The organism is Actinomadura alba, from assembly GCF_014323705.1.
Classification (GTDB): Bacteria; Actinomycetota; Actinomycetes; order Streptosporangiales; family Streptosporangiaceae; genus Actinomadura_C; species Actinomadura_C alba.
This window is the reverse complement of sequence record NZ_JABVEC010000056.1, coordinates 20743-32004: the sequence shown is the minus strand read 5'-3', so window position 1 is coordinate 32004 and position 11262 is coordinate 20743. Positions and strand designations below refer to the sequence as shown.

12 protein-coding genes are annotated in these 11262 nt (G+C 68.4%); 4 read left to right on the top strand and 8 right to left on the bottom strand.

Going from position 1 to position 11262, the window contains the following annotated elements; translation table 11 throughout:
* Nucleotides 1-315: 315 nt before the first annotated feature.
* The 4 genes from HKK74_RS37200 to HKK74_RS37185 are packed head-to-tail and all read right to left on the bottom strand — an operon-like array spanning nucleotide 316 to nucleotide 5010.
* Complete coding sequence (locus tag HKK74_RS37200) at nucleotides 316-1812, bottom strand: APC family permease (protein WP_187248131.1); 1497 nt, start codon at nucleotides 1810-1812, stop codon at nucleotides 316-318.
* Nucleotides 1809-2138, bottom strand: a complete 330-nt coding sequence (locus tag HKK74_RS37195; protein WP_187248130.1) for a hypothetical protein — start codon at nucleotides 2136-2138, stop codon at nucleotides 1809-1811. The genes HKK74_RS37200 and HKK74_RS37195 overlap by 4 nt, the downstream gene beginning before the upstream one ends.
* Nucleotides 2135-3646, bottom strand: a complete 1512-nt coding sequence (locus tag HKK74_RS37190; protein WP_187248129.1) for an FAD-binding oxidoreductase — start codon at nucleotides 3644-3646, stop codon at nucleotides 2135-2137. The genes HKK74_RS37195 and HKK74_RS37190 overlap by 4 nt, the downstream gene beginning before the upstream one ends.
* Nucleotides 3643-5010 carry a (Fe-S)-binding protein gene (locus HKK74_RS37185; protein ID WP_222723206.1) on the bottom strand — a complete coding sequence of 456 codons (1368 nt, stop codon included), beginning with the start codon at nucleotides 5008-5010 and terminating at the stop codon, nucleotides 3643-3645. The genes HKK74_RS37190 and HKK74_RS37185 overlap by 4 nt, the downstream gene beginning before the upstream one ends.
* A 91-nt stretch (nucleotides 5011-5101) precedes the next feature.
* Between HKK74_RS37185 and HKK74_RS37180 the strand changes: the two genes are divergently transcribed.
* Entirely contained in the window at nucleotides 5102-5887 is a 786-nt protein-coding gene (locus HKK74_RS37180) for a FadR/GntR family transcriptional regulator (RefSeq protein ID WP_222723205.1), read from the top strand.
* Nucleotides 5888-5933: 46 nt separating this feature from the next.
* On the top strand, nucleotides 5934-6608 hold the full coding sequence (locus HKK74_RS37175; RefSeq protein WP_187248128.1) for a cache domain-containing protein: 675 nt from the start codon (nucleotides 5934-5936) through the stop codon (nucleotides 6606-6608).
* A gap of 185 nt (nucleotides 6609-6793) precedes the next feature.
* Here the strand turns inward: HKK74_RS37175 and HKK74_RS37170 are convergent, their stop codons facing one another.
* On the bottom strand, nucleotides 6794-7408 hold the full coding sequence (locus HKK74_RS37170) for a hypothetical protein (RefSeq protein ID WP_187248127.1): 615 nt from the start codon (nucleotides 7406-7408) through the stop codon (nucleotides 6794-6796).
* 77 nt (nucleotides 7409-7485) lie between these two features.
* Between HKK74_RS37170 and HKK74_RS37165 the strand changes: the two genes are divergently transcribed.
* Nucleotides 7486-8079 carry a hypothetical protein gene (locus tag HKK74_RS37165; protein ID WP_187248126.1) on the top strand — a complete coding sequence of 198 codons (594 nt, stop codon included), beginning with the start codon at nucleotides 7486-7488 and terminating at the stop codon, nucleotides 8077-8079.
* Between the two features lie 81 nt (nucleotides 8080-8160).
* Here HKK74_RS37165 and HKK74_RS37160 read toward each other — a convergent pair whose 3' ends face one another.
* On the bottom strand, nucleotides 8161-8349 hold the full coding sequence (locus HKK74_RS37160) for a DUF397 domain-containing protein (protein ID WP_187248125.1): 189 nt from the start codon (nucleotides 8347-8349) through the stop codon (nucleotides 8161-8163).
* A complete protein-coding gene (locus HKK74_RS37155; RefSeq protein ID WP_187248124.1) occupies nucleotides 8346-9155 on the bottom strand; it encodes a helix-turn-helix domain-containing protein in 810 nt (269 codons plus the stop codon). The genes HKK74_RS37160 and HKK74_RS37155 overlap by 4 nt, the downstream gene beginning before the upstream one ends.
* A gap of 109 nt (nucleotides 9156-9264) precedes the next feature.
* Here HKK74_RS37155 and HKK74_RS37150 point away from each other — a divergent pair, with 109 nt between their 5' ends.
* The gene (locus HKK74_RS37150) at nucleotides 9265-9699 is read left to right on the top strand and encodes an ATP-binding protein (RefSeq protein ID WP_187248123.1); all 435 of its coding nucleotides are present in this window, start codon (nucleotides 9265-9267) and stop codon (nucleotides 9697-9699) included.
* A 248-nt stretch (nucleotides 9700-9947) separates the two neighbouring features.
* Here HKK74_RS37150 and HKK74_RS37145 read toward each other — a convergent pair whose 3' ends face one another.
* Nucleotides 9948-11204: an MFS transporter gene (locus tag HKK74_RS37145; protein ID WP_187248122.1), complete on the bottom strand. Its 1257-nt coding sequence runs from the start codon at nucleotides 11202-11204 to the stop codon at nucleotides 9948-9950.
* Nucleotides 11205-11262: the final 58 nt, after the last annotated feature.

The following is an 11262-nucleotide window of genomic DNA, read 5'->3' as shown; positions in this document are numbered from 1 at the left end:
GCCCCGTGACCTGACGGCCTCCGGGCCCGGGACGGGTTCTTCCCGCCCCGGGCCCGGTCGCTCTCGCAGATGTCCGCGGTACAGCCTTCGCTAAAGATCCAGCGCGTCCTGCTTCACGCGGGTCAGCAGGTCGGCGAAGCTCTCGGCCGAGATGCGAAGGGTGCCCGGCGTCGGGGGCCTTGCTGTCCCGAATTCCGATGGCGCCGGTGATACCCCGACCCGTGAGCACGCGCGTCGTGCTCGCCACTCAAGGCTCGGCTAAGCAGCTGTCCGGAAAACGCGAGGCGCATCACGATATTCGGGCCCAGCCGCGAGTCAGTCCAGAATCCGCTCCGGGCTGGTGCCGGGCCGCCCAGAGGCCGCGTCTCCGTGGGCGGCGTCGCTGCGCTCGTGGCGACGGGCGACGGTCAGGTAGATCGCGCCGATCCCGACACCGACGGCGGCCGAGAGTGCGACGAGCCAGTTGTCGTACCACGGTGCGTCCGGCGTTCGGGGCCAGGCCATGTTGATCATTGCGAGCACGCCGTAGGCCAGGGCGATCACGTTGACGGCCATCCCCCACCGGCCGAGGTTGAACGGGCCGCTCGGGACCCAGCCCTTGAGGCGGGCCCGGAGCGCCGCGAACGTGACCATGTGAAAGCCGAGGTAGATGCCCAGCGTGGCGAACGAGATGATCGAGGTCAGGGCCTTCGTCGAGAAGATCGACCCGAGCACGATCACTGCCGGCACCGCTGCGCCGACCAGCATCGTGTAGGGGGGCACGTGCCGCGTCTCGTCGAACTTCCGCAGCAGGTGCGAACCCATGATCATGTCGTCGCGGGCGTAGGCGTACATGAGGCGGCTGGCGGCGGCCATCAGGCTCAATGTGCAGGAGAGGAACGAGAGCATCACGACGATCAGGACGACCTTGGTTCCTTCCTCACCGAAGGCTGCGTGCAGCACGCTGGTGACCGGATCGGGGTCCTGCCCGCCGATGACGGCGGCGTAGTCGCTGACGGCCAACAGCAGCGACAAGCAGACGAAGATCGCCGCCGCGCCGCCGACGTAGATCGTCATGCGCATGGCCTTGGGGATCCGTCGAGTGGGGTCGGGAACCTCTTCCGCGACGTCGCCGCAGGCCTCGAAGCCGTAGTACTGGAAGATGCCGATGAGGGCGGCGGCCGTGAACGCCGCGAAATAGCCGCCGTCGCCGCCGGCGCCCTCGGTGCTGAAGACGGCGCCCAGACCGTGGTGCCGCTCGGTGAGCAGCAGCCACGAGCCGACCGCCAGGGCCCCGAGGAGCTCGGCGGTGAAGCCGATCATCGCGGCGTAGGCCAGCCACTTCGTGCCCATCATGTTGATGGCCAGCGCGATGCCGAGCAGGATCAGCGCGCAGGTGATCGTGGACGCGGTGCCAGGGGCGAAGCTCAGCAGCTGCGCCAGGTATGGGCCGGAGCCGTAGACGACGGCCGCGATCGTTGTCAGCAGGGCGACCAGGTAGACCCAGCCCGTCATCCACGCCCACTTGCGTCCCCAGAGCCTGCGCGCCCAGGGGTAGACGCCACCTGCCACGGGGTACTGGGAGACGACCTCGCCGAAGACGAGGGCCACGAGCAGCTGGCCGAGCCCGACGATGACCAGCCACCAGATCATGGCCGGCCCCCCGGCCATGAGTCCGAAGGCGAACAGGGTGTAGATGCCGACGACCGGCGAGAGGTAGGTGAAGCCGAGGGCGAAGTTGGCCCAGGGGCTCATCTCACGGCGGAACTTCGACTCGTAGCCGAGCGAGGAGAGGTGCTCGGCGTCGCGGTCGCGGGCGGCCTCACCTGTCATCGCTGCCCTCCGGCGGGCTGCTCGGTCTCGATCTCTGCGAGGAGCTCGGAGCCGGTGACCACGCGCTCCGCGAAGTGACGGTGCATCCAGTCGAGGTGGTCGTGGCGGCTGTTCATGATCCGCAGGCTGTCCCAGTTGGGGAACTCCTGCTGCAGCACCCAGCGCTCCATGAGCCGGGGGTCGACCTCGAAGACGTGCTCGAAGGTCGTGATCGCGACGTCTGTGACCCGCTCCGCCGGGGGCGGGGAGTGCTGCTCGGCGTAGCGGTAACCCACCGTCCCGCTGTTGGACGTGGTGGTGGTGTCCGGTACCTGCTGGTCGCTCATGGGCGGATTCCTGAGTCGTACGCCCGGTCAAGGTGGTACTTGCCGGGGTTCATGATGTTGTTGGGGTCGAGGGACCGCTTGACGTCGAGCATCAGGTCGAAGCCCCGGCCGAGCTCGTCGGGCACCAGGTCCACCTCTCCCTCGCGGCAGGAGCCGTGGCACGCGCTGATCGAACCCTGGTGGGCCAGTGCCACCGCGGCGATGTCCCGCTTCGCGTTCACCCACAGCTCCCAGGCGCGGTCGTCGAGCTGCTGCTCCCAGATCCCCACGTCGATCTCGGTGAGGTAGTCCACTCCGGTGTCGGCCGAGGTGTAGGCGAACATGCCCCAGTCGTCGAAGACGTCGGTCCGGCGCCGCAGGTCCGCGACGATCTCGTGCCAGGCCTTGGTCACGGCGGGCAGGTTCGTGTAGTTGATGGCCGCGTCCTCGCAGTGCCAGCTCATCGGCACGACCTGACCTGCCTTGGTCCGGCCGTGCAGGGGCGTGGCGTAGCGGTCGTGCCGGGCGGCCCAGTCGCCCTCGGAGATCTCGTCGCCGAGGTAGCGGGCGCCGTGCTCCCTGGCGATCCGGAAGAGGCGGCGCCCGGCGGGCCTGACCTCGTCCTCATACCCGTACATCACGGCACAGACGAGGGCACGCACGTCACCGGGCTGGGGAATGTAGGCCTCATCGTCGCGGCGAAGGTAGGCGACCTTGTACTCGTCGAAGAGCACGGCACCGGCGAAGGTGGCCACGCCGGCACGGGCGAGGGCGCCGACGCACCGATAGGCGTCGTCATAGTTGTCGAACGCCCAGAACGGCGAAAGCTCGGCCTCGGGCTTCGGGTAGAGCTTCAGGGTCGCCTCGGTCGCGATGCCGAGCGTGCCCTGGTGCCCCATGAGCAGGTGCTTGAGCTGGTATCCGCTGGAGGACTTGCTGATCTTGTGTCCGATGCCGTCGCCCACGTGGATGACCTCGCCGGTGGGCAGCACGTGGTCGAAGCTCAGCACGAGGTCGCGGGTGTGGCCGTAGCGGGCGCCGATGAGCGACCAGCCGCTGGTGCCGATCCGTCCGCCCACCAGCGAACACGGGTAGGACGCGGGGTCGTCGGGGTAGAACAGGCCGTGCTTCCCGAGCTGCTCGTTCAGCTTGAGCATGTTGATGCCGGTGCCGACCGTGACCGTGCGGTTCTCGAGGTCGAGCTCCTTGACCTGGTTCATCCGCTTCACGTCGAGGAGGATGCCGCCGCGCAGCGGGACCGCCCCGTCGGTGAGTCCCGTCCCGCCGTCACGGGGCACCACCGGCACCCGAAGGTCGTTGGCGATCCGCACGACGGCGGCGACCTCCGCTGTGCTCACCGGGAGGACGGCCAGGTCGGGCAGCCGCTCGGCCCACCGGTGAACGGGGAACGGTGCCGGCACGCGGGCCCGGTTGAGGCGGTCGGCCTTCGAGGTGAGGATCTGGTCGTCGCGAAGGACGGTGCGCAGCGCGGCAACGACCTCGTCGATCCGTTCGGCCTGAATGGTCATCGCGACCTTCCCCTCCTGTCACCGATCTCGCCGCGACTGCCGCCGACGGTGATGCCGAGCGACTCTGCGAGCAGTTCGTGGATGTCGACGACGTCGATGTCGGTGTCGTCACCGGCCTTGCTCAACGGACGCTCCGACCACGGGCAGGCGCTCACGAGGGTGTCGACCTCAAGCGCCGATGCCTGGTCGAGCCGGTTGGCGCTGATGGCGGCGGTCAACTCGGGCTTCTCGACAGGTAGCCCCCCGCCGCCGCCCGAGCAGTACGACCACTGGGTCACCCGGTCGACGTCGCGGAAGTCCAGGCCCGGGATGGCCCGCAGGATCTCGCGGGGCTCCTTCCAGATGCCCTTGCGCTTGTTGAGGCGGCAGGGGTCGTGGTAGGTGATCGTCCGCTCGACCGGCACCGACGGCGTGATCCGCCCACCCCGGATCAGCTCGGCCAGCAACTCCACGACGAGAACGATCTCGATGTCATAGTCCGCTCCGAAGTACTTGGGGTAGTCCTCGGTGAACGTGATGTAGTCGTGCGGGTCCAGGACCAGGACCCGCTTGGTGCCGGTCGAACGCCAGTTGTCCAGATTGTGCTGGGCGAAGCGCTTGGCCTGCTCGACGTAGCCCATCTCGGCGGCCGGCCCGCCGCAACACCATTGCTCGCCCATTAGGCCGAACTCGTAGCCGGCCAGCCGCAGGACCTGGGCGACTGCGCGGGGCACGGACGTGCGGTAGAAGGCGGCCTCGCAGTCGACGAAGAGCACCGTCTCGCCACCGACCGGCAGGTCCAGGCCGTCGGCCCAGTCGCGCACACGCTCCTGGCTGACCGGCGTCTGCCCGAGTACCGGCTCGTGGGTGCGCTCGTTCGTGCGCTCATTCCACAGCTTCCACTGCGGTTGATGTACGGCGCTCTCCACCGCGAAGGCGCGGACCGCCTTCACCACGTCGACCGTGCGGGTGCGGAACTTGTAGAAGTCACCGGTGAACAGCGTGTTGGGACACCGGAGTTCGCACGCGCCGCACTGGGTGCAGTTGACGTAGTCGGCGGCGACGTCGGCGACCTCGAGTTCGCCCCTCTCCATCGCCACCACGTTGGCGTGGAACGCAGTGGGCGTCCACGACTCGTTGCGGGTGACCTGCATGACCGGGCATACCTCGCGGCAGAACTTGTGCCCTGACGAGAAGCAGTTGTACGAGGCGTTGCGCCATTGCTCGGCGAACTCCTGGCTCGGTGAGGACCCATCGGCAAGCTCGAACGGCCGTGCGATCTCGTCCGGCATCGAGGCGAGGTCGTCGGCGTTGTCCCGCATGCCCGGGGTGAACGGGCCGGAGAGCGAGTCCGGCCGGATGGGCGGTTCGTGGGGCTGAGTCATGCCTGGCCTCCTGCGCCGGGGAGAGTGATGGGCATCACGCACTGGGCAGGAAACATATAGGTCTAGATGTATTCTCTCAAGGGGGGGGTCAGTGGAACGAGGAGAGGGAAACGTGGTCGGGATGCTGTCCGATGCTGCCCGTCGTGTCGTCTTTGCCCCCCTCGACGACAGCTGGGGTCGAGGGGAGGCGGTCGCCCGGCGACTGGCCGGCGCAATAGCAATGGGCCTCATCGGCGATGGCGAGCAACTGCCGTCGGAGCAGGAGCTCGCGCTGTCGATGAACGTCTCGACGATAACGCTGCGCGACGCACTCTCCGACCTGCGCGCCAAGGGCCTTGTCGAGACCCGGCGCGGCCGCACCGGGGGCAGCTTCGTCAGGGCCAGCCCGGTTGCGTTGGCCGAGTTGTCCCGGCAGCGGCTGGCCGAGGTCGGCGTATCCGAACTGCGGGACCTCGGCGATGTGCACATGGCGGTGGCGGGTACCGCCGCACAGCTTGCGGCGCAGCGCGCCTCCGCGACCGAGATCGTGCGACTCCGCTCGCTCGCGGTCAAGGTGGGGGAGTTACAGGACGAGGCGGAGTTGCACCGGATCGACGGCAGGTTCTTCATCGAAGTCGCGGCCGCGGCCCAGTCGGTGCGGCTCACCAAGCAGGAGATCGGTCTTCAAGCGGAGCTCGCTCCGTTGTCCTGGTGCTTGACGGGCGACGACCCGGCCCGGCGCTCGCGGCTCGCGGCCGACCGGGAAGCCGTAGCCGAGGCGATAGCCGGCCGGGACTCGCGCCTAGCGAGGGAGCTGACCGAGGTGCAGTTGGCCGAGGACACCCAGGTGCTGATCGCACAGCACATCGAGCTGACCCGCCGACGCCAGAGGGGGTGACGGGCCCATGATGGCTAGGAGTTCCCATCCACCGGAGGCAGCGCGTGTGATCGGAGAGGTCATCGAGCGGATCTTCGAGAGTGTGACCGAGGTTCGCGACCTCATGGTGGAGTGCCACGAAGCGGCGCGGGCAGAGGGTGCCGAGTTGACGGACACCACCCTGGGCCTGCTCGCGCCCGACATCCTCGAACTGCTCCAGCGCGAGGGTGAGCTGGCCGTCGGCATGGGCCTGATCGTCGAGCCAGGGCTCCTGCCCGGGCATCCGCTCCGACTCGAGTGGTGGCAGTTGGAGGCCGCCCGCGAGGAGCCGCAGCGCCTGGAGGTCGACCTGCACCCAGAGAGCCTGGGCTTCTACGATTACGCGGCCGCCAAGTGGTTCGCCGTCCCACGGCAGACGCGGGAGCGGCACATCGTCGGCCCCTACGTCGACGTGCACGGCACGGACCGCTACCTGCTGACCCTCACGGTGCCGGTCGAGGTGGACGGCCAGTTCCTCGGGGTCGCCGGCGCCGATGTGCCGATCACCCGGTTCGAGACGCTGGTCCTGCACCACCTCGGGGACTCTACGGGCGAGATCGTCGTCGTCAACAGTGAGGACCGGGTGGTTTTCTCAACCTCTGCTGAGTGGATCACCGGCTCACTCTTGAGCGGGCCCGCGGCCCGGGCGGCCGCCCGGGCTCACGCGCTTCCGCGCCTGCCTTGGCTCCTTCTGTCGTCATAACCGGTGGTGGACGGCTGGTCGATCCATGACCGCGCGGGCCGGAGGTCGCCCTCGTCCAGGACGGCCTCCGGCCCGGCGACGCCGCCGCGCCCGGGATGGATCATCTCGCGTCCAGGCGGCTTCGACATGCGTGGCGTGGACGTGCTCTGGCGGACTCAGATGTTGGAACTCTCTGAATACCTCCGTCATCGGCCCTTCTCGTTCGATGGCTGGTGCCGGGCGATTTGGGCAGGGGCAGCCTGGATGATGGTCCGCGCGAGTGTTCGGATCGTCGTGCTGAACCGTCCGTGGTCTCGGTACTGGGGTGGGGTGCATTCCCAGTCGTTCAGTGCGCTGGGGAGCGGGCTCATCTCTTTGGGTTGCTGGCATGCGTGCCAGAGGCCGAGCAGAAGGTGGGCCCCGTTTTCCGCATCGAGCGCTGCGGTCTCTATCTCGCGGGCGATGTCACGTGCTGCGATCCAGCCGGCTTGGTGGATGTCCATGTGTTCGACGGCAAGTTCGCTCAAGAGCTGCCGGACGAGCGGTTCTCCTTCTCGCAATGTGAGCTGGGTCGGCGATTCGCAGGCAAGAGCGATTACTGCCGGTGTTTCGATTCCCGCGACGAGGAGGTCACAGGCGATCCAAACCGGCTCGCCGGGGAACACCCGGTCCAGGAAGAGGTCGGAGATGTCCTGGGCGAGAACGGCGGCGGACTGGAGCTGTTCCAGCCGTTCCCACAGTTCAGGTGGTAGATCCACAACAACAGCCTCGGCTTTGTGCTGGGTAGCGGCGAGCGGGATTTGCGTCTCGTGTCTCGGCATCGTCTCAGTGTGTGGGATTCCGTCGGCTGACTTCGGCGGCATAGGTGGTCCGGTCTCCGGCGGAGGCGCGTTGCCAGGTGACGGCGACCGCGATGTGGATGCCGAGCATCCGGGCGAGGACCGCGGCGGGCAGCTCGGTGGCGAGGTGGAACAGGGCTGCAGAGCGGGCGGCCGGCGTGGATGCCGAGTTGGCGGAGCCGTTCGGCCATGCGGAAGGCGCTGATGGGACGGCCGGGCTGGCCGCCGGGGAACAGCCAGGGAGAGGTTCCCTGGTCGCCGATGATGGCGTGGCCATGCCGGGCTGCGACGACCTGCATGGCCAGGGTATCGAGCGGTTCGGGGAGCACGACGGGTTCGTGCCCCAGGTGCAGATGTACTTGGTGACCGCTGGTCTGAACGTGATCGATGGTGAGACGACTCATCGCCGAGGCCGTCTGGGCGTAGAGTACGTCTTCGACGGGCAGTCCGGCGAGCTCGACCACGTGCTCGCCGCCCGGAACCTGTCGAAGTTCGTGTCCGGTGCGTCGATCTGGCACATCAACAGCGACGAGCCGCTGATCCTGGACTACAACACCGAGTTCAACCCGCCCGGGTTGTACGCCCCGGACGCCTACCGGGCCTCCGACCACGACCCGGTCGTGATCGGTCTCCGGCTTCCCGGCACCCCGTGACCTGACAGCATCCGGGCCCGGGACGGGTTCTTCCCAACCCGGGCCCGGTCGCTCTCGCAGAGGTCCGCGGTACAGCCTTCGCTAAAGATCCAGCGCGTCCTGCTTCACGCGGATCAGCAGGTCGGCGAAACTCTCCGCAGAGATGCGAATGTGCCCGGCGTCGGGGGCCTTGCTGTCCCGAATTCCGATGGCGCCGGTGAGGCCGGCGACCTCCACACAGTCGCTGTTCTCCAGGTTGCCGCTACGGCTGGACTTGCGCCACTCCGTCATTTGCTGATCTCCAACTTGCCGGCGATGAGATCCCGCGAGGAGTCGATGGGAAGTGCCACCGCCCCGATGCGGTCGTGCCATTCCTCGTAGGCCTCCACCTCCGGGGAACCCTGTGCCAGTCTGCCACCGCCCAGGGCCTCCGTATACACGAGATCCACGCCGGAAACTTTCATGATCTTGAAACTACCGTTGAGGCCCATATGAGCGCCGGCAGTTTTGGGGACGATCCGCAGCACGACGTTCGGCAGTTCCGAGATCTCCAGCAGCCGGGTCAGTTGGTTTCGCATGACCTCGGCTCCGCCCACCTGCCATTCGAGCACCGGTTCGGCGAGCAGCACCCACAACATCGGCGGATCCTCCCTACCAAGGATCTGCTGACGCTCCATGCGCTGGGCGACTTGCCCCTCCACATCCTTCAATCCCGTGGGGACGAACAACGCACGGGCGTAGTCCTCGGTCTGGAGCAGGCCGGGCACCCATCCCAGCTCGTAGATCTTGAGCACCGAGGCTCTCAACTCGAGCTCCAGGTGGGTCCTCAGCCAGTCGGGATCATGGCCGGTCTTGGCGTGGTAGAGCAGGAGGCTGAGCAGGCCGCCGGTTCCGTATTCCCGGTCCAGCGCCGCGACCTGGTCCTCGGAAGGCGTGAGCCTGCCCGCCTCCCAGTGAGAGACAGTCTGCCGCGCCGCCTTCGCGATCCTGCCCGCTCCGGCACAGGAGAGACCGTGTTTCTCCCTGAGAAAGTGCAGGTAGTAGGCCAGTAAGTGCCACATCGACGATCTCGGGTCGAGTGACTGTCTGAGGCTCATGGGCTACTCTCCGGAATTTTTGGTTGTCTCCAATGACTCTGGAGTCAGCGAAAAACTAGTCGAACGGCACGACTCTTGTCCCGCGAACGAGAGACGGAGAGCGGGCGAGATGCAGGCAATAAGCGCTGACGAGCTGGACGTATCGTGTCTCGCCGCCAGGAACGTGGCGGCCGAGATGCGCAAGCGCATCGAGTACCGGCTCACCGCCTGGGACTTGCTGGAGATCGCGCATGACACATGTCTCGTCGCCACGGAATTGATCGTCAATGCCTGCCGGGCGACCCCTGGGGAACGGATCCACATCAGGTTCGTCCGGGAGCCCTCTACCGTTTTCCTCGGAGTGTGGGATTCCAGTGAGCGCATGCCCGAGGTCCGGTCGATCAGGGAACTGGAGCCGGCGGACCTGGACCTGTCGCCGGAGAACTTCGACGACAACGGCGGCTGGGGACTTCCGCTGGTGCGGGCGATCGCGTCCGACTGCGGTGTCCAACGGACCACGCCGAGCGGCAAGTGGGTCTGGGCCAGGCTGGCGGCCGGGTCGTGACGAACGACCTCGCCCGCACCGGCCGATAGCGGTGGGCGTCTCCTGGACCGACCCGACGTGGTGGGCGGCACGCGAGAAGGCGCCCGAGAACGTGCGCGCGCCGCAGGGCGCACGCACCCCCCGTCCGGTAGGGGAAGACCGGACGAGCGGTGGCGGTGCGGCCGGCCCCCGGGCCGTGCCGCCACCCACCCCATCCTCAGTACACGGGGCCGAGCCGCGTGGACCATTAGCGGCGGCCGCACCCTCGGTCAGGTCGGGGTCGCCGCACCCGGTTCCGCGGCCTGGTGTCTCCAGCGGCGAAGCGCGGGGTTGGTGGCGGCCAGCACGGCGACGGTGAGCGCGCAGGCGAGGCCGCCGGTGATCGCGGCCGTCGAAGCCGAGGTGAGGCCGGCCACCGCTCCGGCGCGGGCGTTGCCGATGCCGGGTCCCGCGACGCCGACGACGTGCTCCACGGAGTTGACCCGGCCGAGGTAGCGGTCGGGGGTGGCCAGTTGGATCAGCGTGCCGCGGGAGATGACGGCGATCGTGTCCGCGGCTCCCGCGACGGCGAGGCACGCGAGGGTCGGGAACAGCGTGTCGACGAGGCCGAAGCCCGCGAGTGCCGCCCCCCAGGTGGCCGCGGCGGTCAGCGAGACGATCCCGGGCCGGGGCGCCCGGCTCAGGAGACCCGAGGTGAGGCCGGCGGCGATGCCGCCGACCGCGATCGCCGACAGGAACAGGCCAAGGGTCCGCGGGTCTCCGGCGAATCGCTGTTCGTTGAGGACGGGGAAGAGCGCGATGGGCATCGCGAGCACGGTCGCCGCGAGGTCGGTCGCGAGGGAGCCGCTCAACGCCGGTCGCCGGACGATGAACCGCCACCCGTCCCAGGTCGCCCGCAGGCTGACTGGCGTGGTTCCGCCCTCCGGTCGCATGCTCGGCAGCCGGGCCACGCCGTACAGGGACACGGTGACGGCCGCGGCGTCCAGGACGTACGCCGACGTCACCCCCCAGTGGGCGATGGCCAGACCGGCGACCGCCGGTCCGACCAGCATCGCCGCCTGGAAGCTGACGTGGTTCAAGGCGATGCCGGCGGGCACCTGCTCGCGCGGAAGCAACCGTGGCACGAACGTGCGGCGAGCCGACGCTCCCAGGGCCGAACACCCCGCCTGCGCCGCTACGAGGATCAGAACGAGCGGCAGTGACCGCACACCGGTACCGGCCTGGACGGCGAGGAGGACCGCCGCGGTCACGGCGCCGGTGCTGGTGAGCATGACGACCCGGCGCCGGTCGACGGCATCGGCGAGGGCACCGCCGAGCAGCCCGAAGACGATCGTCGGGACGGCGGTCGCGGCGCCGATGACGCCGACCCAGGCGGAGCTGTGCGTGAGCTGCCAGACCTGGTAGAGCACCGCCACCAGCGCGACCTGGCCGCTGAAACTCGCGGTCGTCGTACCGATCCAGAGCCGGCGGAACCCCGGGTGCGACCGCAGCGGACGAGTGTCGATGACGCCGTCGAGCATGGTCATGCCCGGTCCCCGCGTCCATGGCCGAGATCGAACGAGCTACTCACCCGATCTCCGATGC